The sequence below is a fragment of the Bacillus sp. z33 genome, assembly GCF_058313615.1.
In genome coordinates this window covers 693,850-719,766 of sequence record NZ_JBZFQN010000002.1, presented here as the reverse complement: position 1 = coordinate 719,766, position 25,917 = coordinate 693,850, and the positions used below count along the sequence as shown (strand labels likewise).

The 25,917-nt window shown below is 38.4% G+C and carries 30 protein-coding genes; all 30 read right to left on the bottom strand.

What is annotated here, in order from left to right; all coding sequences use genetic code 11:
• Window positions 1-53: 53 nt before the first annotated feature.
• The gene (locus AC4G3L_RS10570; RefSeq protein WP_491076913.1) at window positions 54-557 is read right to left on the bottom strand and encodes a chemotaxis protein CheD; all 504 of its coding nucleotides are present in this window, start codon (window positions 555-557) and stop codon (window positions 54-56) included.
• Complete coding sequence (locus AC4G3L_RS10565) at window positions 554-1,192, bottom strand: chemotaxis protein CheC (protein ID WP_491076912.1); 639 nt, start codon at window positions 1,190-1,192, stop codon at window positions 554-556. Before AC4G3L_RS10565 ends, AC4G3L_RS10570 begins: the two co-directional genes overlap by 4 nt.
• Before the next feature lie 16 nt (window positions 1,193-1,208).
• Window positions 1,209-1,670, bottom strand: coding sequence for a chemotaxis protein CheW (locus AC4G3L_RS10560; RefSeq protein ID WP_491076911.1), 462 nt, complete (start codon window positions 1,668-1,670; stop codon window positions 1,209-1,211).
• Between the two features lie 30 nt (window positions 1,671-1,700).
• A complete protein-coding gene (locus AC4G3L_RS10555) occupies window positions 1,701-3,752 on the bottom strand; it encodes a chemotaxis protein CheW (RefSeq protein WP_491076910.1) in 2,052 nt (683 codons plus the stop codon).
• Between the two features lie 6 nt (window positions 3,753-3,758).
• Window positions 3,759-4,865: a protein-glutamate methylesterase/protein-glutamine glutaminase gene (locus AC4G3L_RS10550; RefSeq protein WP_491076909.1), complete on the bottom strand. Its 1,107-nt coding sequence runs from the start codon at window positions 4,863-4,865 to the stop codon at window positions 3,759-3,761.
• A 10-nt stretch (window positions 4,866-4,875) separates the two neighbouring features.
• The gene (locus tag AC4G3L_RS10545) at window positions 4,876-5,733 is read right to left on the bottom strand and encodes a MinD/ParA family protein (RefSeq protein WP_491076908.1); all 858 of its coding nucleotides are present in this window, start codon (window positions 5,731-5,733) and stop codon (window positions 4,876-4,878) included.
• Entirely contained in the window at window positions 5,717-6,898 is a 1,182-nt protein-coding gene (flhF, locus tag AC4G3L_RS10540) for a flagellar biosynthesis GTPase FlhF (protein WP_491076907.1), read from the bottom strand. Before flhF ends, AC4G3L_RS10545 begins: the two co-directional genes overlap by 17 nt.
• Window positions 6,895-8,931 (bottom strand): flagellar biosynthesis protein FlhA, encoded by a 2,037-nt coding sequence (gene flhA / locus AC4G3L_RS10535; RefSeq protein ID WP_491076906.1) that lies wholly within the window; start codon window positions 8,929-8,931, stop codon window positions 6,895-6,897. The genes flhF and flhA overlap by 4 nt, the downstream gene beginning before the upstream one ends.
• 108 nt (window positions 8,932-9,039) lie before the next feature.
• On the bottom strand, window positions 9,040-10,122 hold the full coding sequence (flhB, locus tag AC4G3L_RS10530; RefSeq protein ID WP_491076905.1) for a flagellar biosynthesis protein FlhB: 1,083 nt from the start codon (window positions 10,120-10,122) through the stop codon (window positions 9,040-9,042).
• Window position 10,123: 1 nt separating this feature from the next.
• Window positions 10,124-10,900, bottom strand: a complete 777-nt coding sequence (gene fliR, locus AC4G3L_RS10525) for a flagellar biosynthetic protein FliR (RefSeq protein ID WP_491076904.1) — start codon at window positions 10,898-10,900, stop codon at window positions 10,124-10,126.
• Between the two features lie 3 nt (window positions 10,901-10,903).
• Complete coding sequence (gene fliQ / locus AC4G3L_RS10520; protein WP_491076903.1) at window positions 10,904-11,173, bottom strand: flagellar biosynthesis protein FliQ; 270 nt, start codon at window positions 11,171-11,173, stop codon at window positions 10,904-10,906.
• A 15-nt stretch (window positions 11,174-11,188) separates the two neighbouring features.
• Window positions 11,189-11,854 carry a flagellar type III secretion system pore protein FliP gene (fliP, locus tag AC4G3L_RS10515; protein ID WP_491076902.1) on the bottom strand — a complete coding sequence of 222 codons (666 nt, stop codon included), beginning with the start codon at window positions 11,852-11,854 and terminating at the stop codon, window positions 11,189-11,191.
• Window positions 11,847-12,533 (bottom strand): flagellar biosynthetic protein FliO, encoded by a 687-nt coding sequence (locus AC4G3L_RS10510; protein ID WP_491077190.1) that lies wholly within the window; start codon window positions 12,531-12,533, stop codon window positions 11,847-11,849. The genes fliP and AC4G3L_RS10510 overlap by 8 nt, the downstream gene beginning before the upstream one ends.
• Before the next feature lie 24 nt (window positions 12,534-12,557).
• The gene (locus tag AC4G3L_RS10505; RefSeq protein WP_491076901.1) at window positions 12,558-12,920 is read right to left on the bottom strand and encodes a response regulator; all 363 of its coding nucleotides are present in this window, start codon (window positions 12,918-12,920) and stop codon (window positions 12,558-12,560) included.
• Between the two features lie 16 nt (window positions 12,921-12,936).
• On the bottom strand, window positions 12,937-14,169 hold the full coding sequence (gene fliY / locus AC4G3L_RS10500; protein WP_491076900.1) for a flagellar motor switch phosphatase FliY: 1,233 nt from the start codon (window positions 14,167-14,169) through the stop codon (window positions 12,937-12,939).
• Window positions 14,166-15,158, bottom strand: coding sequence for a flagellar motor switch protein FliM (fliM, locus tag AC4G3L_RS10495; protein WP_491076899.1), 993 nt, complete (start codon window positions 15,156-15,158; stop codon window positions 14,166-14,168). Before fliM ends, fliY begins: the two co-directional genes overlap by 4 nt.
• Window positions 15,159-15,204: 46 nt before the next feature.
• A complete protein-coding gene (gene fliL, locus AC4G3L_RS10490; RefSeq protein WP_491076898.1) occupies window positions 15,205-15,630 on the bottom strand; it encodes a flagellar basal body-associated protein FliL in 426 nt (141 codons plus the stop codon).
• Window positions 15,620-15,841, bottom strand: a complete 222-nt coding sequence (locus AC4G3L_RS10485) for a flagellar FlbD family protein (RefSeq protein ID WP_491076897.1) — start codon at window positions 15,839-15,841, stop codon at window positions 15,620-15,622. The genes fliL and AC4G3L_RS10485 overlap by 11 nt, the downstream gene beginning before the upstream one ends.
• A gap of 47 nt (window positions 15,842-15,888) precedes the next feature.
• The gene (gene flgG / locus AC4G3L_RS10480) at window positions 15,889-16,674 is read right to left on the bottom strand and encodes a flagellar basal body rod protein FlgG (protein ID WP_491076896.1); all 786 of its coding nucleotides are present in this window, start codon (window positions 16,672-16,674) and stop codon (window positions 15,889-15,891) included.
• An 82-nt stretch (window positions 16,675-16,756) separates the two neighbouring features.
• The gene (locus AC4G3L_RS10475; RefSeq protein WP_491076895.1) at window positions 16,757-17,146 is read right to left on the bottom strand and encodes a TIGR02530 family flagellar biosynthesis protein; all 390 of its coding nucleotides are present in this window, start codon (window positions 17,144-17,146) and stop codon (window positions 16,757-16,759) included.
• 18 nt (window positions 17,147-17,164) lie between these two features.
• Window positions 17,165-17,800: a flagellar hook assembly protein FlgD gene (gene flgD / locus AC4G3L_RS10470; RefSeq protein ID WP_491076894.1), complete on the bottom strand. Its 636-nt coding sequence runs from the start codon at window positions 17,798-17,800 to the stop codon at window positions 17,165-17,167.
• A gap of 11 nt (window positions 17,801-17,811) precedes the next feature.
• On the bottom strand, window positions 17,812-19,143 hold the full coding sequence (locus AC4G3L_RS10465; RefSeq protein ID WP_491076893.1) for a flagellar hook-length control protein FliK: 1,332 nt from the start codon (window positions 19,141-19,143) through the stop codon (window positions 17,812-17,814).
• Window positions 19,144-19,176: 33 nt separating this feature from the next.
• Window positions 19,177-19,803: a MotE family protein gene (locus AC4G3L_RS10460; RefSeq protein ID WP_491076892.1), complete on the bottom strand. Its 627-nt coding sequence runs from the start codon at window positions 19,801-19,803 to the stop codon at window positions 19,177-19,179.
• Window positions 19,804-19,817: 14 nt separating this feature from the next.
• Window positions 19,818-20,258, bottom strand: a complete 441-nt coding sequence (gene fliJ, locus AC4G3L_RS10455; protein WP_491076891.1) for a flagellar export protein FliJ — start codon at window positions 20,256-20,258, stop codon at window positions 19,818-19,820.
• A gap of 4 nt (window positions 20,259-20,262) precedes the next feature.
• A complete protein-coding gene (gene fliI, locus AC4G3L_RS10450; RefSeq protein WP_491076890.1) occupies window positions 20,263-21,573 on the bottom strand; it encodes a flagellar protein export ATPase FliI in 1,311 nt (436 codons plus the stop codon).
• Entirely contained in the window at window positions 21,570-22,334 is a 765-nt protein-coding gene (fliH, locus tag AC4G3L_RS10445; RefSeq protein WP_491076889.1) for a flagellar assembly protein FliH, read from the bottom strand. Before fliH ends, fliI begins: the two co-directional genes overlap by 4 nt.
• A complete protein-coding gene (gene fliG / locus AC4G3L_RS10440; RefSeq protein WP_491076888.1) occupies window positions 22,327-23,346 on the bottom strand; it encodes a flagellar motor switch protein FliG in 1,020 nt (339 codons plus the stop codon). Before fliG ends, fliH begins: the two co-directional genes overlap by 8 nt.
• A gap of 14 nt (window positions 23,347-23,360) precedes the next feature.
• The gene (fliF, locus tag AC4G3L_RS10435) at window positions 23,361-24,953 is read right to left on the bottom strand and encodes a flagellar basal-body MS-ring/collar protein FliF (RefSeq protein ID WP_491076887.1); all 1,593 of its coding nucleotides are present in this window, start codon (window positions 24,951-24,953) and stop codon (window positions 23,361-23,363) included.
• Window positions 24,954-25,069: 116 nt separating this feature from the next.
• A complete protein-coding gene (gene fliE, locus AC4G3L_RS10430) occupies window positions 25,070-25,372 on the bottom strand; it encodes a flagellar hook-basal body complex protein FliE (protein WP_491077189.1) in 303 nt (100 codons plus the stop codon).
• 26 nt (window positions 25,373-25,398) lie between these two features.
• Window positions 25,399-25,917 carry a flagellar basal body rod protein FlgC gene (locus tag AC4G3L_RS10425; RefSeq protein WP_491076886.1) on the bottom strand — a complete coding sequence of 173 codons (519 nt, stop codon included), beginning with the start codon at window positions 25,915-25,917 and terminating at the stop codon, window positions 25,399-25,401.

Here is a 25,917-nt window from a genome sequence, read left to right as displayed (position 1 = left end):
AGATTCACATCCGACAAATTTCCCTTAATTTCGCTCCATAACCAGTTAGTATCTTAAATATACTGATTCCCCTGATTCACCGTGCGAATATACAATAGACCTGTTATTGGATTAAATTCGATTGTTCTTCCGCTATTCCCGCCAACATCTTCAGCCATAACTTGGATATGGTTATCTTTTAGTTGTGTTTTTAACGCATCGACATTTCGCGGTCCAATCCTCATCAGATTACTTCCAGAATTGTATTGAAACATCTGGGCTCCACCAGCAAGCTTCGCCTTCAGCATCTGTCTTTTTACACCTTTGCTTTCTAACTGAGCGATCAGCTCAGGAATCGCAGTATCAGCATATTTGGCTTTATTAAATGTTCTCCCTCTCGCTAGCGAAGAATCCGGAAGCATCACATGAGCCATACCTGCGACTTTTTGAGTAGTGCTGTATAAAACAACACCAACACAAGAGCCAAGTCCGGCCGTTTTAATAATCGAATCCCTGCAAGCAATTTTCATATCTGCAATCCCAACACGGATAATTTCATAATCATGAGAAGGATTCATTCCATTTTCACTCCCAATGTGGTGAAGAGAGTATCAAACGATTCAGGATCAGGCAGTAAAAAGAAATGTCCATTCACATCCTCCTCATCCTTACTATCAAATTCAGTTAAGTCCGTATCAATGATAATTGCATAATCCCCCAGTTGAGAAAATTCCAGTAATCCATACCCAAGCAGGGCTCCAACCATGTCAATTCCCAATATGGGAACAGAAGGATAGATCTTCATGCCGGTAAAATCTGACAAGGCAGTTAAATAGGAGCCGGACAAAATATTACCCATTTCTGCTAAAGCAGATAAGGCCATTTCATCGTCTGGCGACTGGTCAAAAGAAAATTGATCAGAACCTGTCATTTGATTGATAAACCTAACTGCTTGGGATAGGGATAGGATAAAAAACATATTGCCAGTGATGTCTCCTTCAATCCGCAAGTAAATACTCACGACTACATTATCCGCTCCTCCTGCCAGTTCCATCGTTTCATCAAATGTAGCAATTCTTACGGATGGGACACTCATCATGATCGGTTTGTTCAGTAATTGTGATAAAGCAGTCGCTGCATTGCCTGCTCCGATATTCCCTATTTCCTTTAATGTATCGAGTTGGAGAGTCGTAATGGAATCCAAATATGACATGTGATCCTTCCTCTTCCTATATAGAGTGTGCGGTGCCCAATACTTGTAAAATCCGCTCAAGCTTAATTAAGATGAGTAGCCGTTTGTCTATTTTTGCAACTCCATTTATATAATCGATTTCCTGTAGACCTACAACTTTGGGTTGCGGTTCCATTAAATCAGTCGGAAATTCTACTACGTCCTTTGCTGAGTCCACAATTAAACCCACTTCAAAATGGTTATAAGAAACAATGATAATCCTGGTAGATTCATCCTGTTCTTTGCGTTCAAGTCCGAAGCGTATTCGTAGATCAATGATTGGTGTAATAGTACCTTTAAGATTTATGACCCCCATCACAAAGGGTTCTACCCTTGGGACTCTCGTAATATAAGGTACTTTTTCGATGGACATTACATGCTCAACCGGAATGGCATACTCTTTGTCCATCAACTCAAAGACAATCACTTTTAACATACTCTCATTGGTATTTACAGTCATATAAATTCCTCCTTTCTTTTGCTGCACCGCTTACTTAACAAAAGAATTGCAATCTAGAATTAATGCTACTTGTCCATCCCCGAGAATCGTTGCACCCGACAGCGCAAAAACAGAGTTTAAATAGTTACCCAATGATTTTAAAACGATCTCCTGCTGCCCGATGAAAGAATTAACGACTAACCCAGCCATTTTATCTCCATTGCGAACAATAACTAATGATAAAAATTCTTCTTCCTCCCGGCTAACAGGGACGGATAATATAGAATGCAAATAAATCAGTGGAATAATTTTGCCTCTAAAATCAATGACATCTTGGTTATGAGACTTTAATATATCCGCTTTTTTCACAATATAGGTTTCAATAATGGATGATAACGGAATCGCGTACTTTTCATGTTGAACTTCAACAAGCATGACAGAAATGATGGACAAAGTAAGAGGCAATTCCACAGAAAATTTTGACCCATACCCATACCGTGAGTGAATGGATACATTCCCGCCTAGAGATTCAATTGTATTTTTAACAACATCCAGTCCGACACCCCGACCCGAAATATCAGATATTTCCTTTGCAGTTGAAAAACCGGAAGCAAAAATAAGATCGTTTTTTTGACGTTCTGTCATTGCTTCTGCTTGTTCTTCTGTGATAATTCCTTTATCCAATGCTTTCATCACAACTATATCTGTATTGATTCCAGCACCATCATCCTCTATTTCAATAAAAACGTGGTTTCCACTATGGTAAGCCTTCAGGATTACAACACCTTCTTCAGGCTTGCCCTTTTCACTTCTTGCTTCTGGTGTTTCAATGCCATGGTCCATGGCATTACGAAGCAGGTGCAAGAGTGGGTCACCAATTTCATCAATAACGGTCCGATCCAATTCTGTATCCGCACCAATAATTTCAAGGCGGATTTTTTTATTTAAGTCTCGGGCAAGCTGCCTGACCATACGCGGAAACCGATTAAAGACGTTCTCTACCGGTACCATTCTCATATTTAAGATAATGGTTTGCATATCACCTGAGATCCTTGTCATACGTTCAACCGTTTCAAATAATTCCTGATTATTAAGATCTTTTGAAATTTGTTCAAGTCTGCCCCTATCAATCACTAACTCTTCAAAAAGGTTCATTAATATATCAAGGCGCTCAATATTTACACGAATTGTCTTGTTATGAGCTATAGGCGCCTTAACGGGCGCTGCCTTTTGTTCTTCTTTATCCTCTGTCCGATTCGTTTTATCTTTCTCTGCCAGTTTCTCATTTACCAGTTTTCCTGGTTCTTTATGGCTGATTGTTTTAGGTGATTTAACTGTTAGCTGCAACACTTGTACAGATTCAATTTCGGATACTTTTAATATTCTCTGCTCAATATCCCTCGCTGATTGTTTCGTTAGCAACGTAGCAGTAAATTCTTGCTCAAATTTTTCCTCCTCGAGAGAATCTACGGTAGGAACAGACTTAATAACCTCTCCCAGTTCAGCAAAAATTTCATACACCATAAAAACTCTGACTGCTTTTAAGATACAATCATTCTTTAAGATCACCTTTACAGCGAAGGCATTGTACCCTTGTTCGATTGATTGTTCCAATACCGCCCATTCATATTCATCATAAGTAGCCATATCAGACTCAGAGTTTGGCATGGTATTTGAAGAAGATTTCTCAGTAAGCGTAGTTGTAGTTGTTAACGTCGTTCGTTCACCAGTCGCAATCTTTTCTAATTTTTCGATTGTTAAAGAGACATCTCGTTTACCATCTCCTCCATCTGCAATCGATAAAACCATGGCTTCAAGATCATCAACAGCTAAAAATACAACATCTAAAATGCCTGAATTCACTTTTATACGCTGATTTCTGATTTCATCTAATACATTTTCCATCTGATGAGTTAAACGTGCCAAATCATCAAAACCCATAGTCGCAGACATCCCTTTTAATGTGTGGGCTGCTCGGAAAATTTCATTAACAACCGTTAAATCATTATCATTTTTTTCTAACTCCAATAATTGCTCATTACATATTTGCAAGTGTTCCTTGCTTTCTTCTATGAAAACCTCTAAATATTGATTTAAATCCATGCCAACTCACCTCTCACTCTTACAATGTTTATTTAATGCTCCTGCTATATCATGCAAAGGCATTACTTCATCTACCATTCCAGTTGCGACAGCAGATTTTGGCATCCCGAAGACCACACATGTTTTTTCAGATTCGGCTATCACTATGGACTGAGTGCATTTTTTTAAATCCAAAATCCCCTTCGTCCCGTCAGTTCCCATGCCGGTCATAATAACAGCTATTCGCTCATATAACCGGGGCAATTTAGAAACAGAATTAAAGAGGTTGTCCACTGAAGGACGATGACCATTAATTGATGGGGTATTATCCAATCTGGCAACTAATTCGCCGCGATGTAGCAAAGCTGTCAAATGAAATCCACCCGGAGCAATATAAGCAGTACCATTACGCAAGGTTTCTCCGTCTTCAGCTTCTTTCACCGTTATTTTTGATAACTCATTTAACCTGCTAGCTAGGGATTTTGTAAATCCTTTAGGCATATGTTGAACTATCAGAAGGGGGGCCTTGATCTCTCTGCTCAATAATGGTAAAACGCTATACAACGCTCGCGGCCCTCCAGTAGATGTTCCAATGCAAACAATTTTTTGGCGGGAACCCTTAGTAGCTATCGTTTCAGTCATATCGGTATCTTTTTTCTGTACCCCTTCCTCGGAATTATCAGGAATAGAGGTTACATTCATCAAGCTATCATCTTGCCTTAAAACATCCATATTTACTTTGACAGCTTCTTTCACTTTTTGAATCATTTCCTGCTTAATTCTGTGTAGGTCCTGCGAAAATGAACCGGAAGGCTTTTCGATAAAATTAACTGCACCAAACTTCATACACTCCATAACCATGTCTACCCCTGACCTATTTGTTCCAGAAAGCATAACTACAGGGGTAGGATTTTTTATCATAATTTCCTGTAAGGTCGTAATTCCGTCCATAACCGGCATTTCAATATCAAGCGTGATCACATCTGGTTTAAGCTTTTCTATTTTTAAAAGTCCCTCTGCTCCATTTCGGGCAATAGCCACCACTTCAATATGTTCATCTTCCTGAAGAATTTCTGTAATCAGCTTCCTCATAAAAGGTGAGTCTTCTACTATTAGCACTCTAATTGTATCCAATTCGTAAGACCTACCTTTCAAACAGATAATTCTTCATCTTTTGCATAAACGAAATAGGCTGACTTTCCCCTTTTACAAATGTCCCCATGTAATGACGAATGATTTTTTTTAGGGCTTCACTTGCAGGGGAAGATGGATTTAATAAGATAAATGGAATTTGCCTTATGACTGCTTTTTGTACAGCTTTATCATCAGGCAAAACACCAAGTGCCAAAATCTCTTTATGTAAAAATTGTTGGGCAGCCCTCGTTAAGCGCATAATGACTTCATCGCCTTCCCTTCGGCTTGAAGCGCGGTTACATAATAGATAGAAAGGTACATCTGTCCTGCTGGCGAGATATTTCATCATCGAATAGACATCTGTTATGGCTGTTGGCTCAGGATTTGTGATATAGATCAATTCCTGAGCTGAAACGATAAATTGCAAGGTTTGCTCTGATATTCCTGCACCCATATCCAAAATAATAAAATCATAGTCTTCCAAAATACTTTGAAATTGATAACTAAAGGTATCAAATTGTTTTTGGTCCATCTTAAATAACTCTGACAATCCTGTTCCACCAGGAATATAATGAATCCCTTCAGGTCCAGTAGAAATAGCCATTCTTAAGGGAACACCCTCATTAAAGTGATCGGCTACTGTATATCTGCCCGATTGGCCAATTAAGATATTGATGTTCCCCATTCCTACATCAATATCCATGATTAATACTTTTTTATTTTGCTTAGCCAGTCCAATTGAAAAATTCAACGAGAAATTTGATTTGCCGACTCCGCCTTTCCCGCTGACAACGGCTATCACTTTAGCAGAATGTCCCTCTTTTTCGTTAAGAACCCTTTGCCTTAGCAGTTCAGCTTGGTCGTGCATATAAATGACCTCCACAAACTGTCTTAACTATTTTCTCAGGGGTAGCGGCAACAATATCATCAGGAACGTTCTGTCCATTTGTCATATAACTGACAGAAACTTGATGTTTAAAGATAAAATTCAGAATAGAACCATGAAAAGCTGTTTCATCTATTTTGGTAAAAATGATACCTTGTATCGGAATAATGGAAAACTGGTTATAAATCGTATCCATATCCATCTCTTTAGATGTTGCAGAAAGAACAAGATACGTCTCCATATCCATCTCGAAATCTATCAGACCTTTAAGATCCGCAACAAATTCCTGATTACGAAAATTCCTGCCTGCTGTATCAATGAATACATGATCGTAATGAGCAAAACGTTTAGCTGCCTGTTTAAAATCCTCCATATTATAGGCCACTTCAACCGGAACTCTCAATATCTCTGCATATGTTTTCAATTGTTCAATAGCACCTATTCGGTAAGTATCTGTCGTGATAAACGCAATCTGCTTTTGATGTTTCATCACATATTCGGCCGCAATTTTTGCGATTGTCGTAGTCTTTCCAACTCCGGTAGGACCCAGAATATTTACATATTTTCTTTTAAATAATCGGTCATCATTTACTGCATAATCCATTAATTGATCTACTAAATAGTAATAAACCAAATCTAATAGTTCACTTTCTGATAGTTCATCTGCGTTTCTGCTGTTTCTCCATTTTTCCAATAAATAATCCATTAACTTATCGGTTAAATGTTTATCTAATTCTATTTTGACAAGCCTCTTGTGTATTTCTCTTAATTGATCCGGATATAGACTATACTTAGATTCGAATGAAAGCATTTGTTTCATCTCTTTCAGTTCATTAAGTATGTATTTTGACGGCACTTCACTGTTTCTATTTAGAGATTCGGCAGATTCTATCGGTTTTATAATGGAATCACTTTTGAATGGCGGCTTCGGATTCTTGCTTACCTTTGTATATGTCGTTTTTTTACTGTCCACTGAATCAGTATCAATTGTGGCAATCACTTCAAATGTTTTCTTTCTAAACAGACCCAGTATGCCGTTGCTATTCACCACTTTTGAATTTAAAATCACGGCATCATTACCAAATTCTGTCCGTATTCGGCTCATGACATCTTGCATGGATACACCAGTAAATTTTTTCACCTTCATTCAGCATTCACCACCCCTACGCTTTGTATCTCCACATTGGCTTCCAACTCGTTGTATGATAAAACTGGGAGCTGCGGAAAATATCTCTCTGTCAGTTGGCGTACATACATCCTTACCGCTGGTGAACATAGCAATACAGGTGATTGATCTAAGAGAGCATGCTCCTCCAGCTTCCCGGCTACTGATTCAAGGACTTTCTGTGAATCAATCGGATCAAGCGATAGATAATTTCCTTGTTCAGTTTGTTGAACACTATCCGCTATTATCTTTTCTACTCTTCCAGATAGAGTTAATACTTTCAAATTATCTCCTACGACATATTGGTTGGTGATTTGACGTGCAAGTGCCTGTCTGACATATTCCGCTAAAATATCTGTATCATTTGTCACCCTGCCAAAATCAGCCAGTGTTTCAAAAATAATCGGCAAATTTCTAATTGAAACCTTTTCTCTTAATAATTTAGCCAGCACCTTTTGTATATCACCGACTGACAATGGGTTTGGTGTAACTTCCTCTATTAAAATAGGCGAAGACTCTCTGAGATGTTCAATTAATTGTTTCGTTTCCTGGCGTCCAATTAAATCAGATGCATTTGTTTTAATGACCTCTGTTATATGCGTAGAAACAACCGATGGCGGATCCACGACTGTATAGCCGAGCATTTCAGCATATTCCTTCGTCTCTTCAGTAATCCACTTGGCTGGCAATCCAAAGGAGGGTTCTATCGTATCAATGCCTTCTATAGAATCATCATCCATTCCCGGAGCCATCGCTAAGTAGTGATCTAATAAAAGCTCACCCCTTGCCATTTCCGAACCTTTAATTTTCAATCGATACTCATTGGGCTTGAGCTGAATGTTATCTCTGATTCTCACTACAGGTATAACGAGCCCCAATTCAATTGCAAGCTGTCTGCGGATCATAACCACTCTGTCCAATAGGTCTCCGCCCTGATTGGCGTCTGCTAACGGAATCAGACCATAACCGAATTCAAATTCAATCGGGTCAATACTGAGTAGACTAATGACGCTTTCTGGACTTTTCATTTCTTCCATCTCACCAGCTTCATCGGTTTCCGGTGCAGAAATGGTACTTTCATTCTGTTGAAGGGATGTAGCTTTATACGCACCCCAAGCTAATAAACCAGAAATAATCAGTGTTAATATATTATTAATAGGTGTAAATAACCCCAATAACATAATCGTTGCAGCTGCTATATAAAGCATTTTGGGATAAGCAAACAGTTGGGATGTAATATCAGATGCAAGGTTTCCATCCGACGCTGCTCTCGTTACAATAATCCCTGTTGCAGTTGAGATGAGCAGGGCAGGCACCTGGCTGACAATACCATCCCCTACAGATAAAAGTGAAAATTTCACAGCTGCTTCACCAAATGGTAAATCCATTTGCATAACACCGATGACCATTCCAAATATTAAATTAATCAGGACGATAATAATACTCGCTATGGCGTCACCTTTAACAAACTTACTGGCACCATCCATCGAACCAAAAAAGTCCGCTTCTCTTGATACCTTATCACGCCTGATTCTTGCCTCTTGTTCAGATATCATGCCGGCATTTAAATCGGCATCAATACTCATTTGTTTACCTGGCATTGCGTCAAGCGTAAAACGGGCTGCCACTTCCGCAACACGTTCAGCACCTTTTGTAATAACAATGAATTGGATGATAATCAAAATTAAGAATACAACCAATCCAACAATAACCTGGCCGCCAACTACAAAGTCTCCAAACACATGAACGACTCCTCCCGCATCCCCATGTGTCAGTATGGCTCTTGTCGTAGAAATATTAAGGCCGAGCCTAAACAAAGTAAGGAGCAAAAGTAAGGAAGGGAAAATCGAAAATTGTAATGGTTCCTGCGTATTCATTGAAGTCAATAATACTAATAAAGCAAGAGAAATATTGACCATGATTAAAAAGCTAATTAACCATGTCGGTAAAGGTATAATCAACATGGCTACGATCATTATGACGGCTATAGTAACGGATAAATCTCTTGCTCGCATACTTGTTCTCTCCTAACGGGTATTAAAGTAAAACATAATCTATAAAAATCGAAGTTTATTTTTCTTCTATTATCCAGTGTCTTGATGAACGTTTTGCTTTGGACTATCCTAAGACTTGCTATTCAATTTATAAACGTATGCAAGAATTTCAGCCACCCCTTTATAAAATTCCTCCGGTATAGCCTGTCCAATTTCTGCCTGGTCGTACAACGCCCGTGCCAATGGTCTGTTTTCCATCATTGGAATATCATTTTCTTTGGCAACAAGCTTAATTTTTTGGGCAACGAAATCCAAACCTTTCCCGAGGACATATGGGGCATCCAGATGATCTTCGTCATACTTCAGTGCGATGGCATAATGTGTGGGGTTTGTAATCACAACATCTGCCTTCGGTATTTCCTGCATCATTCTCGACATAGCCATTTCTCTCTGTTTTTGCTTGATTCGAGACTTTATAATAGGATCGCCCTCAATTGTTTTATACTCTTGTTTAATTTCCTGCTTAGACATTCGTATACTTTTTTCAAAATCAAAGCGTTGATAAAGATAATCGAGCATGGCTAGAAATAATAAAGCTCCCGAAGCAAACAAACCGGTTCTCACTGTAATGTCTGCCAGTGTAATTAAGGATGCTCCCAGGTCCTTAGTAGAAAGCATCATAATTTCGTCCAACCGTGACCATATGCTATAGAATGTTACAATTCCAATGATCGCAATTTTTAAAATTGATTTAAGCATTTCTACGATGGCCCTCATCGAGAAAATCCGTTTAAACCCTTTAATTGGATCGATTTTTTCCAACTTAAATTGAATGGTTTCAGTTGAAAACAAAGCCCCCACTTGGGCAAAATTTGCCAGAATACCCGCCAAAAATGCAGCCAGCATGACAGGTCCTAAAATAATAGCCATCTGCTTCAGAATATCGATGAACATTAAATACAAGTCACCTTCTGAAAATGTGATTGTTGATGAAAGACTGATAGGATATTTAAAAAGTGTGAATAACCTTTCTTTCAAGAATCCGCCTGCGATATATAAAAAGAAAAACACTCCCAATAAAACAACTGCTGTATTAATATCCTGACTTTTTGCAACCTGCCCTTTTTTCCTCGCATCCTGTCGTTTTTTAGGAGTAGCTTTCTCAGTCTTTTCTCCTGAGAAAAATTGTAAATCCAGTTTCAACAGAGTCATTCTAACTCCCTCCCAACAGATGCATTAGTGAGCGCATACCTTCCAAAGTTGTATTCAATAGCCCTTTAACTAATAGTAAAGTAGTGCCCATTGTGATGATAATCAAAATGAAGCTAACAAATATTTTAATTGGAAAGCCAATAACGAATATATTCATTTGCGGAACTGTTCTGGCCACTATTCCAAGGGCTACATCCACTAAAAACAAACTTCCGACAATTGGAATCGACATTTGAAAGGCAATAATAAAGGACTGCGTAAAAAAATGTACCATCAGTGGCAACATTTGCTCATTCCCAAAAGGCAGAAAATCTGTAGACAGCGGAATAAATTCATAACTGAAAAAAATACCATCCAGTAATAGGTGATGGCCATCAATTGCTAATAGAAAAAGCAAGGCAAACGTATATAAATATTGACCCATAATCGGGCTTTGAGCACCTGTTTGAGGATCTATAACATTTGCCATTGAAAAGCCCATTTGAAAATCAATGAAACCGCCGGCTGCTTGAACAGCCGAAAACATCATATAAGCAAAGAACCCTATTAATAATCCAACTAAGGATTCTTTTAATACTAATAATAGATATAAACCGTCAATCTCAAAACCAGGTGATGAGACCGTATAATACATAATCCACGCAAGCAACGCGCTAATTCCAATGCGATGCTGAGCAGGTATCAATCTGTGTGAGAAAATAGGCATGGTAATAAAAAACGATGCAATGCGAACAAAAATCAATAAATAAACACTAAACTTTGGTATGATTTCTTCCATACGCTATCCTACAAACTTCGTTAAATTATTAAAGATATCAGCTGTATAAGAAAGCATTTTACTCAGCATCCACGGACCAAAAAATACAACTCCTAACAACACAGCGACTATTTTCGGAATAAATGCCAGTGTTTGCTCCTGGATTTGTGTGGTCGCCTGAAAAATACTAACAATTAAACCAACGCCTAAGGCCAATATTAATAATGGGGCACTTATGATCAATACGGTATATATCCCCTTCTCCGCTAAAGAAATGACCATTTCTGATGTCATCTTTCTCTCACCTGCCTAAAAACTTTGTAATAAAGATTTAACTACCAAATACCAGCCATCAACCATCACAAATAACAATATTTTAAAAGGTAACGAGATCATTACCGGCGGCAGCATCATCATCCCCATAGACATCAGAACACTTGCTACTATCATGTCTATTACCAGAAAAGGAATAAAAATCATAAATCCAATCTGAAAAGCTGTTTTCATTTCACTGATTGCAAAGGCCGGTATAAGGGTTGTCAGCGGAATGTCTTCAATTGTTTTGGGAGCATCTGCTTTTGAATACTCCAAAAACAGTTGCAAATCCTTTTGTCTCGTATGTTTACTCATGAATTCTTTAAAGGGTCCTGCCGCTTTTTCATAGGCCTCTTCCAATTTTATCTCGTCCTTAAAAAGTGGTTGAAGCGCTTCGTCGTTCACCTCAGAAAAAACCGGAGCCATCACAAAAAAAGTAATGAACAATGACAACCCGATTAATACTTGTGTAGGCGGTATCTGCTGGGTCGATAAGGCTGTTCTCACAAAACCCAAAACGATGACGATTCTTGTAAAACAGGTCATCAAAATTAAAATACTGGGTGCAAGAGAAAGTACAGTTAATACCAGGAGCAATTTAACTGATGTTGATACACTTTCAGCATCCCCACTGCTAAATAGATTCATTAAGTCATTCATCCCGGTGTGTTCCTTTCTTGCTTATGTCTTCTTTGACCTTTTGACGATCTTTCTTTAACTCTTCCAGTTGTTCCTGAAAGTGTATGGAAAATGATTGTGGCTTTTGTTTGGGAGACCTTGATTTCCATTTATTCATAAGTATCGTGACAAAATCCTTTGGTACCAGCTGTTGATCTACTTTCTCATTATGTTCTTCCATCAATCGGTTGTACTCTTCCCTATCATCAATAACATTGAGTAACTGAACTGTGTCGCCAACCCCTACGATGTAAATCGCTTCTCCAATTCTAACCATTTGGATGGAGCGATTTCCGCCTAAAGGAGTACCCCCCATGTTTTCGATGATCTGACCATGTTGATACCCGCGGTTTTTCTTATTAATGACACGTAAAAGTACAAACAACAGGCCTGCGACAAATAGTAAGGCAAAAATCATTCTAAAGATATCACCAAAGGAAATTCCTACAACACTTGACTTTGTCTCATCTGTCTCAGCAGTGTCTTTGGTTTTAATAGTACCGGTGTTCCCTGACTCCGTATTACTATCTTTATGATTAAAGTAGCTGTCTACACTTTCATTATTATTATCTGACGCTGCACTTACAATAATTTCCATATCAAGTGGAGCAACTGCCAAACTTAAAATGATGATTAGTATAATTTTTATATAACCTAGCATTCGTAGCACGTTTATTTCCCCTTTTTAGGATAAAGCTTTGCTTATTGCCTCTAATACTCGGTCAGCAGCAAAAGGTTTCACAATAAAATCTTTTGCACCTGCCTGTATGGCATCGATAACCATAGCCTGCTGGCCCATTGCAGAACACATAATAATCTTGGCATTGGGATTTATTTTACGTATTTCTTTTAAGGCGGTAATTCCGTCCATCTCTGGCATCGTAATATCCATGGTTACCAAATCAGGCTTTGTCTCTTTATAAAGCTCGATTGCCTGGCGACCGTCTGCGGCTTCCCCTACCACTTCATAGCCATTTTTAACCAGGATATCCTTAATCATCATTCTCATAAATGCCGCATCATCCACTACTAAAATTTTATGTGCCATTCCCTATTCCCCCAGCTTACTTTAATTTTTTCAGGCGATCAGTTTTGCTGATGATATCAGTTACCCGAACGCCAAAGTTTTCATCAATTACAACTACTTCCCCTTTAGCAATCAATCGGTTATTTACCAATATATCGACCGGCTCTCCTGCTAATTTATCCAATTCAATTATGGAACCTGAAGACAGTTCAAGAATTTCTTTGACAGATCGATTAGTTCTGCCTAGTTCAACGGTTACCTGCAATGGAATATCCAGTAACATATTGAGATTATTAGCTTCTTTCTCATCCAGGCGATGGACCGGTTCGAATTCCGAAAATGTAACAGGCTGTACTTGGACAGGCTGGCTATTAGCTACCGCCGAGTTCATTCCAAGATGCTGATTGCTTTGCATGTATTTCTGAGATTGCCCTTTTATCAGGTCATCCTCATAGATGCGCTCCTCTTGAAAAGATCTATCAGATGTTGTACCTGCCATTACCATATCCCCTGCTATATTGGTAGTTTCCGCTCCATTCATGGTATAGGTAGCCGGATACTTCTCTTTTGTAGGTTCATCCACATGTACAGAAGTTTGATCTAACAACTCATCTACTAAACTTCTGGCAAAATGGGCAGGCAATAATTGCATAATATATGAATCAATTAAATGACCAATTTTCAATCTAAATGATACTTTAACAAGCAGGTCATCCTTAGGAATGACTTCATGTCCTGCTCCTTCCGGTAAATCTATGATTTCTATTGAAGGTGGTGAGATATCTACACGTTTATTAAAAACCGTTGACATAGAGGTTGCAGCAGACCCCATCATTTGATTCATTGCTTCCTGTACAGCACTGAGATGGATCTCTGATAAGTCATTGGCCGGTGACAGTCCATCTCCACCAAGCATCAAATCAGCGATAATAGCAGCATCTAAATGCTTTATGACTAATAAATTGGATCCGATAAAACCTTCCGTATATTCCACCTTAATGGCTACATAAGGCTGTGGAAATTCTTCCACCAGTTTTTCACTGGCTATTAAGGAAACTAAAGGCGTCGTGATAGCCACTTTTTGATTTAAAAGCATGGATAGCGCCGTCGCTGAACTACCGAACGAAATATTACCAATTTCACCAAGAGTATCCTCTTCTATTGTAGAAAAAAAATCTCCTATCACTGGAGAAGTACTGAAGCTATCCTGTCCAGAACTATCTAATAAAGCATCAATCTCTTCCTGAGTAAGTCTTTCATTATTCATCAATCTAAGTCTCCCCCTTTCAAGTTCTCCAATATTTGAATACCAATCTTCTTATTTACCTTACCTGCCTGTCCAAGAAATTTAGGTACATCACCGACAGATATCACAACTGGGCGATTAATTGGCTGACTGAGTTCAATGACATCCCCCGCAGTTAGGTTTAAGAAATCCTGGATTGAAATATCAGCAGTGCCCAATTGAGCAACCAGAGGTAACTCTGCTGTGCGGACACGTTGTTCCAACATGTGCAATTCATTCGGCTCTCTTTCCTTTTTGGTCGTATGCATCCAATAGTGTACGGATAGTTTAGGTATGATCGGCTCCAATACAATGTGCGGTATACATATATTAATCATTCCGCTAACCTCACCAATTGCAATATTTAATGAAATAACAACCACCGTATCATTAGGGGAAACCATTTGTAAAAATTGTGGATTTACTTCAAATTCTGATAATTCCGGATTGATATCTGCAATAGTGGACCATGCTTCTTTTATATTTTCAAAAGCATGTTCAAACAGGTTGGACATGATTTTTGTTTCAATTTCTGTAAGGCTTTCTACTTTATTGAAACTTGACCCTCTACCGCCCAATACTCTGTCCAGCATCGTATAGGCAATATTAGGATTAACTTCCATTAGGATTCGCCCATCTAAAGGAGGAACCTCAAAAACATTCAATATTGTCATTTTAGGCACAGAGCGTATAAATTCCTCATATGGAAGCTGATCAGCTGTCGCTACATTAATATTGACGTATGTACGAAGCTGCGCTGAAAAATAGGTGGTCAGTAAACGCGCAAAATTCTCATGTATTCTCGTTAAATTCCTAATTTGATCTTTGGAAAACCGTAAAGCTCTTTTAAAATCGTAAACTCTTACTTTTCTTTCATTTTCTTCCTTCTTTAATTCATCAGCATCCATTTCACCTGTTGATAAAGCTGATAATAATGCATCAATTTCATTTTGAGATAAAACCTCGCCAGACAATCAAATCACCTCCGTTGTTTCAGATACTTTTATGTTCTTCGCTTTTTTATTGGAGAATGGACGAGGTTGTATAAATCTCGATAACCTTACCTTCTTGCATTAACCCATTTACTTGTGACTTAAGTTTATTTTCGAACTCCTGTTTGCCTTTTTTATCATTCAGTTGATCAGCTTTCATTTCCGTTAATTCCTTGATCACAATATCATTTACTTGAAAGATTCTTTTTTCCAATTCTTCTTTAGCTTTTTTATTGTCTGTTTCCATCATGTACGTTACACGGATTAACGTATTATCGGATAGGTTAGTCGTAATTTCGGGTATTTCAACAGAATACTCAATAACCTCATCAATACTCGGTACTTTATCTGAAGAGTCGTTTGAATCATTCATCAAGATAACTACTCCGACAACCCCCAGCAAAGAAACAGTTGCCAGAAAAACAAGTATGATTGTCATCCATTTATTCTTCATCATTATCCTCCCGATCATGCTGATGCCCTAAAACATTTATGCTGCGATAAAAATGATTAATCGAATGTATAATTTCTCTCTCCGCTGTTGCAACCACCAGTTTTTTTCCATTCGTCATCGTAATGGTCGTATCCGGATTAGCTTCTACAGATTCAATATATAAAGCATTTAAATAATAGTTCTTACCATTTAATTTGGTTACCAATATCATAATTGGGAGGGCTAAAGAATAGCTTTAGCCCCTGCCTCCTTTACTCATTACCTTTTCAGATTTACTAATTCCTGTAATATTTCATCGGAAGTTGTAATGATTCTAGTGTTCGCCTGAAAACCACGCTGTGCCACAATCATTTCAGTAAACTCCTCTGACAAATCTACATTTGACATTTCAAGTCGTCCTGATGAAAGTTTCCCTCTGCCACCTGTGTCTGCGGTTCCTTCCAGAGGGCCGCCAGAGTTAACAGATTCCTGGAAAGTATTATTGCCAGTCTTTGTTAAACCGGCTGGATTATTGAATTTGGTAACAGCAATCGTTCCAAGATCCACATTAGCTCCATTGGCATTAACACCCGTAATTTTGCCGCCCTGTCCGATACTGAAGCTCGCCACATCAGTGATCGTAATATCGCCGGCAGTCCCCTGAACCTTATATCCTTCACTCGTAACCAGCGCGCCATCTTCATCTAAATAAAAATTCCCTGCACGTGTGTAATATTCTGCATTACCGTTTTTAACTTTAAAATATCCGTCACCTTCAATAGAAAGATCCAGTGTCCGATTCGTTGTTTGTGCACTTCCCTGGGTATCGATATTATCAATAGATGCCAGCGAGCTCCCAAGCCCGACTTGAATAGCATTTGTTCCGCCCTTTTCAGCTGTGGCAGCACTTGCCCCTGAAACAGTTTGGCTCATTGTATCTTTGAAAGTTACCCTGCCTTTTTTATAACCATATGTGTTCACATTTGCGATATTATTTCCGATTACATCCAATTTTGTTTGGAAGTTTTTTAATCCGCTAATACCAGAGTACATAGAACGTAGCATAGTATTTTCCCCTTTCAACTTGGCTGTATCAGTCATTCAACAGCCCCGGCTTCCTCGACAAGAGGTCCAGCCATTTCCTACTTTAATTTAAAATAATTGCCCCATTAATATTGGTAAAAATTTGCGCGCCTGCTTCTGCTCTATCCATCGCTGTAATCACTGTATTATTTTTGGCGTTTACAATAAGCGCTGCATTTTCCATCAGAACCAGTGAGTCGCTTAAACCCTTCCGTCTTGCTTCTGCAAGCTTTTCCTCGAGTTGGCCCCACTGTTGTTCATTAATCTGTAAATTCCGCTGTTGAATTCGCTGTTCGGCATGCTTACTAATTGTAATGCCTTTATTACTACGATCTATTGCGGGCCTAAGGAAGCTTTCAAATGATTCATTTCCACTTTTCAGTTGTACTTTTTGCTGTTTTTTTAGTGGATTAGCAACCGGTACAGGCGGCTTGTATATAATTCTCTGGTCCATTGACTTCTCCTCTTATCTTTATCCTACTTTAATCAACTGATTGAGAAGCAGGGCTGTATTTGCTTCATCATTCACCTCAAAGGTAACCTGTCCATCCTTTTGAAAGACTGAGGATACAAGCGCTGTACGCTCTGTTCCTTCTGCATCAAGCCAAGATACTTGTTTCCCTATTAAACGGCTAGCTTCGGCAAGGTTGTTGCCTGCTGAAATCTCGTTTACAGAAGAAATGTTTGCTGGCTCTAAAACAGTTCCGTCTTCAAGGATAAATTTCACACTGTCTTCAACGAATTGAACAGATTTTACTACGCCAGTGCCTTCTTTAACTTCAGTTTGATCACTATCATTGTTTGTATCTTCCATTTTATGAAAAGTTACTTCCTGCCCAACTAACTGAGAATACGTAATCAATAGATTTTGATTTTGAGATTTCATAAAGCTTTCTAATGTCGTATTCATATTTGTCATTTGCTCAAGACTCGAGAAAGTTGCCATTTGCGCGATGAATTCCGTATTTTCCATTGGGCTGGTTGGATCCTGATTCTGTAATTGAGTCAGTAATAACTTCAGGAAATCATCCTTGTCCAAGTTATTCTTCACTTCCCTTGGTTGAGATTGCAGGGAACTATATAAGAGACTTGTATCAATCGTTGTCAATTTAACTCCTCCTATATCTCTTGATTAATCATCGTGTCTTCGAGAACACTTAAAAAGCCTGAGTATGATTCTTCTTCCTTGTCGTCAAGGTCATTCTCAGCCAGACTTTCATTCTGATCTTTTCTCTTTTCAGAAGGTGATTCTTCCTGAAACTGTGTTTCTGCTGTTTGTTCAAACTCTATTTTGTCGAAATTAATGCCTTGTGCAGCAAGGGACACTCTTAATCCGAGAAGTTGGGATTCTAATAGTTCTCTTCCTTTTTGAGTGTTCGCAATAATTTTTACCACCATTTGGCCATCTTTTTGCATGAGTTCAATTTGTAATGTCCCAAGATTTTCAGGTGTTAATCGAACAAACAATCTCTGAACTCCATTTTGGTTCGTATAATTTGCTCTCGAAAAAATAGACTCAAATGATTTTATAAACTCTTCTGCCCCTATTGGCTGTCCATTTTTTTCAAGGACCAAAGCCGGACTCTGCTGTTGCGTTTGCAATTGAAGTTCGCCAATCAGCACAGGTTGATTTAGCGGTATTTCTGCACTTTTACTCGTTATCAAATTGGATGGTATAAGAGTCCCGCTATTTTGGTTGTTTAGTGAAAATTTCCCGGGTTGTTGATTGTACACTTTTAATCCTATATCTCTTATGGAGACAGTATAGTTCTTGGTTTCAGTAGGAGTTTCCTGTACTTTTTCATGAATGCTTGATAATTTTTCATTCCATTTAGATAAAAGGACAGTCAGTTGACCTACATTTTCTGTAACTTTTTGATTGGGTAATACATAATCATTGCTCATTACAATCAATTTTCCTACATTCAACAGAGTAAGGAACGCCTGTTGTTTTTCACTTGTTAAACTTTCATACGAGTTCGAGAGCCCCTTATCCAGAATGCCAGTCAGTGTTTCAATTTCCTCTTTTGAAGGAGGGAATTTAGTGAAATCGATTTGTTTAAATGTGCTTTGAAGTTCTATTAGCTGACTCAACGCCTCTTTAATGGTTTCAGAAGGATTACTGCCTAATAGTTGCTGAATAAATTCCAGGTTATTGATGTCACCCTGATTATTGGTAATCAGTAGAGTTAGTAACTCAAATGCCTCATCAATTTCTTCAAGCCCCTCTTTCTCGAGGAAACTTAAAGTATCATCCAATTCCACACTTTCTTTCTGATTATCTTCCAGCTGAATTTCTGGTTTTTCTTCTTTAGCCAATCCCTTTTCAGTTTGGAGCATTTTTTGAAAAGGCTTATCCTGAGAATTTTTACTGATTAATATAGGGTCATTTTTAGGTACAGCCGTTGTTTTTACCAATGGATTGTTAAGCAATACACCAGTCTGATTCATTCATTCACCTCCTTTCTATTTTTTAGGCTGACTCTATTCCGAATTCTCTGTATCGCTTCCTTTTTCAACTGTGATTTTTTCCATTAACACAGCTGCTTTTTTAGCATCCATTTTTTCCATAATGGCAGCCAGGCTTTCTGTTGTTACTGAAGAAAGGACTTTCACAGCTTCTTTCTCATTCATTTCTGCCACAATTAAAGCAGCTTGCTTAGGTGCCATTTTTTCGTAAGTGTCCACTATATCTTTATAAGACTTAGAGCTCTCTTCCTTTTTATAGTCCAGTTCTGAGATTGTCTGCTCCAATTGCTCTACGGTTAGCTGACTTCGTTTCAGTTCCTGCTCTTTGTTATCCAACATTTTTTCCAGGCTGGCTGCCTCTTCCTCTTTATCTTTTAGCTGGGTCTTTATCTTCGTTATCTCTTTCACATAAAGCTCTTGATTGTTTTCTTTTATTTGATGTTCTGTTTCTGCCGTTTCTTCTTTTTCACCTATAAAGGGTATACTCTTAGTTAGTTTATCGGCTTGTTTAGTTATATTTTTACCTGAAATGGTTGCTGTAATTAACACAGCACCAGCAATAAATATAAAAACAATCAATATAATAAGAAACATTTGCAATTTGCCTAATCCTTTATATTCCTGTTCTTCCTTACGATCCAACTACTACGCCTCCATTATGAACGGCTCATATATTGTTGAATAGATATTTCATCCATCTGCCGATTTTCTTCATATTTCATCCTATTAAAATATCTTTGAAAATCTTTTTCTTTTATTTTCTCGTATTTTTTTACTTCTACATTTTTTTCTATTAGAAGCTGATGATAGAATTGCATTTTTGATCGCGTCTCCATCACACGCTTCTGATAATGCGCTATCATTTTTTCGTGATTCTCTAAAAAACGCTGATTATGCCTCACCTGTTGCACAGATAAGCCATTCTTCAATTGTTCCGATTGTAAATCCAATAACTCTTCTTTCTTTTTCAGCATTTGAAAAAGATGCTCAGCTTCTGATTCAAACTCTTTTACAGCGCTTGTATATTTGGACTCGGAATCAGTTTTTTCTTTTTCTTTTATCGTTAATATCTTTTCAAATTTATATTGGTAGTGCATGAATTCATCCACCCATTCCCATTAATAAACGCAATTGTTCAATACTCTGTTGTTTCGTTACTTTATCATTTACACCCTGTTTTAAATATTCAATGATTTCCGGATATCTTTTAATTGCTTCATCAATGATTTGATTGGAGCCATTTTTATATGCACCAATATTAATTAAATCTTCTGCTTCGAGATAAGCTGCCATGGACTGCCTTACCTTTTCAGCTGCTTTTGCGTGAGCAGGGTCTATAATATGTGCCATAACCCTGCTGATACTTTTTAAAATATTAATTGCCGGGAATTGCCCTTTATTAGCAAGATCTCTGTCTAAAACAAAGTGTCCGTCCAATATTCCCCTAACCGCATCCGCAATAGGTTCATTCATATCATCACCGTCTACTAATACCGTATAAAAGGCGGTTATCGTGCCTTTCTTATTTGTACCGGTTCGCTCCAGTAATCTTGGAAGAATACTAAACACAGACGGAGTATATCCTTTTGTTGTTGGCGGTTCCCCAACAGCCAATCCCAATTCCCTCTGCGCCATAGCTACCCTCGTAACCGAATCCATCATCAACATGACATTTAATCCTCGGTCTCGGAAAAACTCCGCAATTGCCGTAGCCGTGTAGGCCGCCTTTATTCTCATTAATGGCGGCTGGTCTGATGTAGCTACTACCACAATGGATCTTTTCAATCCAACAGGACCCAGGTCTCTCTCAATAAATTCCCGAACCTCTCTCCCCCGCTCACCGACAAGAGCGATCACGTTTAAATCAGCTGTGGTATTTCTGGCAACCATTCCAAGCAGTGTGCTTTTTCCAACTCCGCTTCCAGCAAATATACCAACCCTCTGACCTTTTCCTACCGTCAATAAGCTATCAATCATACGGACACCAGTCTCAATTCCTTCATCAATAGGCGGACGGGACATTGGATTTGGAGGATCTTGTTCTGTAACCACACTGGATAACCCATATGGAAGCGTTCCTCCATCAAGGGGATTCCCAATTGCATCCAGTGTTTTTCCTATTAAACCGGTGCCTACTTTAATCTCAAGCGGCTTCCCGGTCGCTTCCACAAGGGAACCGGGAGCTATCTCACTAACAGCACTATAGGGCATTAAAATAACAATCTCTTCTCGAAAGCCCACCACTTCTGCCTTTATCTTTTGATTTTTTCCGGTATGGATCAAACACATATCGCCAATTGAACTGGCTGGCCCCTGAGACTCGATCATAAGCCCTACCACTCTTTTAATTCTTCCATACCTTTTAAAAGTATCGAGATAATCAATTTGATCTATTAATAGAGAGACATTCATGAGAGACCCTCCTCAAGAATTTCCAGAAGCTTAATCCTGATTTGTTCCAGCTGTTCATCTACACTCGCTACCAATCGGCCATTAGAAGACTCTATCACACACCCATTCTCATCTAATTCATCATTCGGATAGATATAGAATTCTGTTTCTCTCGGAAATAGTGCCATTAATTCTTTTTTATTTGTAAGGACAAACGAATAATGAGCCGGATGGACATGTAATTCAATATTTCTGTATTCTCTTGCTTCCTTAATCGCCTTCTTTACAATAAATAAGTAATCTTCTTTATTTTCATGTAAGTGTTGATTTATGATTTTTTCAGCTATTTTTATCCCAAGATTCAATAATGTGAACTCAGACTTTTCCACTGCAGTCTGATAATCTTTTTTTGCATTTACTACAGTCTCTTTCGCAAGATCCAGCAGTTGTTTATATTCTTTCTGTGCATCCATTAGCCCTTGATTCTTGCCTGTCAGATACCCTTCCTGTCTGGCATCTTCAATGAAAGTTTGCTTTTCTATATTCCAGCGTTCCACTTCTTCATGAATCTTTAATTGGATTTGGTCGGCTTGTTTCTGAGCTTCCAATATAATGGCTTTTGCCTCTTCAGTCGCTTCCATTAAGGTAAGATCTCTATCCTGGGTTATCGGATTTTCATTACGAATGGAATCATTTTGTTCATTCATAATTTTCTTGATTTGGATCAGCTTTTTATTTTGTGCATGTGTATCCGTCATATGGGATTTTATTATTCTAGACAATAATGTCATCTCCCCCACCACGGGCTAAAACAATTTCACCGGCATCCTCGAGGCGTCGTATGATAGCAACAATCCTAGACTGTGCTTCTTCCACATCCCGTAGACGAACCGGTCCCATAAATTCCATCTCTTCCGTAAATGTTTCAACCATTCGTTTGGACATGTTTTTATAAACAATTTCTTTCACTTCTTCACTAGCCACTTTAAGCGACAGCATTAAATCATCATTCTCTACATCTTTAATCACACGTTGGATAGCTCTGTTATCCAAGGTGACGATATCCTCAAATACAAACATCCGTTTCTTAATTTCTTCAGCTAATTCTGGATCCTGAATTTCTAAAGCTTCCAAAATTGTTCTCTCTGTTGAGCGGTCCACTCCATTTAGAACTTCAACGACTGCTTCAATTCCTCCGGTTTGTGTATAATCTTGCGTTACAGTCGCGGAGAGTTTTCTTTCAAGAATCTGTTCTACTTCATTAATTATTTCAGGAGAAGTACTATCCATTAAGGCGATCCGTTTGGCTACGTCAGCCTGCATATCATGTGGAAGCTCGGATAATATTTGCCCTGCCTGTCCCGCTTCCAAATAAGATAAAATTAGGGCAATCGTTTGAGGATGCTCATTTTGTATGAAATTTAATATTTGACCCGGGTCTGCTTTTCTAACAAAATCAAAGGGCCTCACCTGCAGGGAAGAAGTTAATCTATTAATAATCGCTTGCGCTTGGTCATTGCCTAATGCTTTTTCTAAAACGGTCTTGGCGTACCCAATCCCACCCTGAGAAATGTAATCCTGAGCAAGGGCGATTGTATGAAACTCATCGACGATATCCTCTTTTTCTTTCGAGCCCACCTTACGTACGCCTGAAATTTCCAGGGTCAGTTTTTCAATCTCCTCTTCCGACAAATGCTTATAAACATTTGCCGAAACATCAGGTCCCATTGAAATAAGCAAAATCGCAGCTTTCTGTTTACCCGTTAACCCGTTTTTTATATCTCTACTAGACATATTGTTCTGACCCCCTACTCTTCCGCTATCCATGATCTTAAGAGTTTCGCAAATTCATCCGGCTTTTCTTTCGCCAGTTTTTCAAGTTGCTTTCTTTTAACAGTCGCTTCTGACTCTGCTTCATCCTCAATATTGGATACCAAAACAGGAGGTACTGGTTCTTCATATTCATTTATCTCATATTCTTTTTTCTTACGTGATTTTATAATGAAAATAAGAAGCACAATGATTGCTAGAAGTAAAACACCGCCAATTACATAAACCCACCATGGAATACTGCCTTTCGATTGTTCATCAAATGTAACTTTTCCATTAAACGGCTGGACCGATATGGCGATTTTTTCCTCTAATTGTTCATCTGTAAGCGGATCATTATTTTCGGACTTATCTATACTTGTTCGAACAATTGTCCCTAAAATATCTCTAATATCTGTAATCCGTTCTTCAGGAAGAGAATTAGTATCATCTGCTTTAGGAGGTTCCACCATTACCTGAATCCCCAAGTCTCTCACCTTGTATGGTGATTCACTAATCTCTTTACGTATTCTGTTTACCTCTTTATTAACTGTTTCTTCAGTCTTTTCATAGTCCCCGTTCCCGTTTGATCCTTCCAAATATTGCGAACCAAGCGAGTCTGAAGGATCTTCAGTGATAGGTGTACCACCATCTGCTCCTGCATTCCCTGTATAGGTTTCAGATAAGTTTTGAGCGCTGATCGTCAACCCTTCCATATTCTCTTCATCCACAGGTTCCACAAGATTTTCTTCTCTATTCTCTTGGGTAAAATCCACATCTGCTGTTACAGAAACAATAACTTTATCGGTACCCATAATCGTTCCAAGCATTCCTTGGACACGTCGTTGTATATCTTTCTCAATCTCTTTTTTTATTTCATTTTGAGAGGCAAAGCTATCCGAACTGCTGCTCCCATTATTTTTTAGATCAAAATACTCAAAATATTGGTTCATAATGACGATATTATCTGTAGGGAGATTCGGGACACTTTTAGAGACTAAATGGTATAAAGCTTTTATTTGATTTTCTTCAAATTCCTGGCCAGGTTTGGTATTTAATACAATAGAGGCTGAAGCCTCTTCTTTCGTATCACTAACGAACACCCCTTTGTCAGGGAGTGTAAGAATAACCTCCGCCTCTTGAACTCCTTCAATCCCTTTAATAAGACCCGCAATTTCATTTTGCATGGCATCCTGTTTAATAACATTAAATTCATTATCTGTCATACCAAAACTTGCATTTTCGCTAAAATATGAATAATCTATGCTGCCAGATTTCGGAATTCCCTCTGCAGCCAGTTCCACTAACAGTGTATCTGCCATTTCACTTGGAACCAGTATTGTACTTCCACCATCAGCTATTTCCGACTCAATTCCTCTGCCATCCAGATTCTCTTTAATAGATCCTGTTTCTGTTGGTGCAAGATTACTATATAACGGTACGAGCGTAGTTCTTGAAGTAAGAAAAACAGTAGCAACAGATATTAGGATCAGTGCTGCTGCTATGCCAATGTAGGCCGTTTTCTGTTTACCTGTACGGCTCTTCCAATAATCCTTTATTTGGTTTCCCATTTTATAAATCGATTCTTTCATCATGATCCCCCGAACTTAAGCTGGCTTGCATCAATATTATCGTCCACAGAGACTTCCCTGTCGTATGTTGGGAAATATTAATTTCGTTGGGACTATGTGCAAATTCATTATTATGTTTACATATTCATTCTCATAATTTCCTGATAAGCTTCGACAGCTTTATTACGGACTTCCATAGTAGCTTGCAGTGTTACACTCGCTTTCTGTGATGCAATCATTACATTATGTAAATCAACATCTTCTCCAAGTACTAGTTTCTGTGTCATAGCTCCTGATTCTTGCTGAGTTGCATTTATTTCTTCAATTGTTTTTTTTAAGACAGATGCAAAAGAATTTTGAGCCTCGTATGGTGTATTAGTATTTGTTAATTTAGGTTCCTTCTGAGTTAATACTGAAGAAACAGCGTTATTTAATTGAATAGGTTCCAAATTTTAAATCCTCCTAATTATTTGCCTATTTCCAGTGCTTTCATCATCATGCCTTTGGAAGCATTAAATACTGTAACGTTTGCTTCATAGGAGCGGGTTGCGCTTATTAAATCAACTGTTTCACGCAAAGGGTCAACATTGGGCATTTTAACATAACCCGTTTCAGGATCAGCATCTGCGTGGGTGGGATCATAAACTAAATTGTAATCTGGTTCCTCGATATATCCGGCCTCATTGGCTTCTGGATTGCCTGGATCGTAAACCATATTGACGTCTTCTTTAATTGCAGTCACCTTTACCCCATTACCGACAGCAGATTGGTCCGTATTATTCATAGCTGAATGCAGATAATTAGAAAACCCGTTATTTCTGGTTTCCAATACAACTGTTTTCCGTTGATACGGTTGCCATTGTCCATCAACATATTTACCTCTAGTGGTTTCAGCATTGGCCATATTAGATGAAATCACGTCCATACGCAGGCGCTGGGCGTTTAATGCACTCGATGTAATATCCATGCCAGAAAACAATCCCAT

What these genes read in the sequence shown, in the direction of transcription:
- AC4G3L_RS10570 (WP_491076913.1), bottom strand. Translation starts at nt 557, where the DNA reads ATGAATCCTTCTCATGATTATGAAATTATCCGTGTTGGGATTGCAGAT.
- AC4G3L_RS10565 (WP_491076912.1), bottom strand. Translation starts at nt 1,192, where the DNA reads ATGTCATATTTGGATTCCATTACGACTCTCCAACTCGATACATTAAAG.
- AC4G3L_RS10560 (WP_491076911.1), bottom strand. Translation starts at nt 1,670, where the DNA reads ATGACTGTAAATACCAATGAGAGTATGTTAAAAGTGATTGTCTTTGAG.
- AC4G3L_RS10555 (WP_491076910.1), bottom strand. Translation starts at nt 3,752, where the DNA reads ATGGATTTAAATCAATATTTAGAGGTTTTCATAGAAGAAAGCAAGGAA.
- AC4G3L_RS10545 (WP_491076908.1), bottom strand. Translation starts at nt 5,733, where the DNA reads ATGCACGACCAAGCTGAACTGCTAAGGCAAAGGGTTCTTAACGAAAAA.
- flhF (WP_491076907.1), bottom strand. Translation starts at nt 6,898, where the DNA reads ATGAAGGTGAAAAAATTTACTGGTGTATCCATGCAAGATGTCATGAGC.
- flhA (WP_491076906.1), bottom strand. Translation starts at nt 8,931, where the DNA reads ATGCGAGCAAGAGATTTATCCGTTACTATAGCCGTCATAATGATCGTA.
- flhB (WP_491076905.1), bottom strand. Translation starts at nt 10,122, where the DNA reads ATGACTCTGTTGAAACTGGATTTACAATTTTTCTCAGGAGAAAAGACT.
- fliR (WP_491076904.1), bottom strand. Translation starts at nt 10,900, where the DNA reads ATGGAAGAAATCATACCAAAGTTTAGTGTTTATTTATTGATTTTTGTT.
- fliQ (WP_491076903.1), bottom strand. Translation starts at nt 11,173, where the DNA reads ATGACATCAGAAATGGTCATTTCTTTAGCGGAGAAGGGGATATATACC.
- fliP (WP_491076902.1), bottom strand. Translation starts at nt 11,854, where the DNA reads ATGAATGACTTAATGAATCTATTTAGCAGTGGGGATGCTGAAAGTGTA.
- AC4G3L_RS10510 (WP_491077190.1), bottom strand. Translation starts at nt 12,533, where the DNA reads ATGCTAGGTTATATAAAAATTATACTAATCATCATTTTAAGTTTGGCA.
- AC4G3L_RS10505 (WP_491076901.1), bottom strand. Translation starts at nt 12,920, where the DNA reads ATGGCACATAAAATTTTAGTAGTGGATGATGCGGCATTTATGAGAATG.
- fliL (WP_491076898.1), bottom strand. Translation starts at nt 15,630, where the DNA reads ATGAAGAATAAATGGATGACAATCATACTTGTTTTTCTGGCAACTGTT.
- AC4G3L_RS10485 (WP_491076897.1), bottom strand. Translation starts at nt 15,841, where the DNA reads ATGATATTGGTAACCAAATTAAATGGTAAGAACTATTATTTAAATGCT.
- flgG (WP_491076896.1), bottom strand. Translation starts at nt 16,674, where the DNA reads ATGCTACGTTCTATGTACTCTGGTATTAGCGGATTAAAAAACTTCCAA.
- AC4G3L_RS10475 (WP_491076895.1), bottom strand. Translation starts at nt 17,146, where the DNA reads ATGGACCAGAGAATTATATACAAGCCGCCTGTACCGGTTGCTAATCCA.
- AC4G3L_RS10465 (WP_491076893.1), bottom strand. Translation starts at nt 19,143, where the DNA reads ATGAATCAGACTGGTGTATTGCTTAACAATCCATTGGTAAAAACAACG.
- fliJ (WP_491076891.1), bottom strand. Translation starts at nt 20,258, where the DNA reads ATGCACTACCAATATAAATTTGAAAAGATATTAACGATAAAAGAAAAA.
- fliI (WP_491076890.1), bottom strand. Translation starts at nt 21,573, where the DNA reads ATGAATGTCTCTCTATTAATAGATCAAATTGATTATCTCGATACTTTT.
- fliG (WP_491076888.1), bottom strand. Translation starts at nt 23,346, where the DNA reads ATGTCTAGTAGAGATATAAAAAACGGGTTAACGGGTAAACAGAAAGCT.
- fliF (WP_491076887.1), bottom strand. Translation starts at nt 24,953, where the DNA reads ATGAAAGAATCGATTTATAAAATGGGAAACCAAATAAAGGATTATTGG.
- AC4G3L_RS10425 (WP_491076886.1), bottom strand. Translation starts at nt 25,917, where the DNA reads ATGGGATTGTTTTCTGGCATGGATATTACATCGAGTGCATTAAACGCC.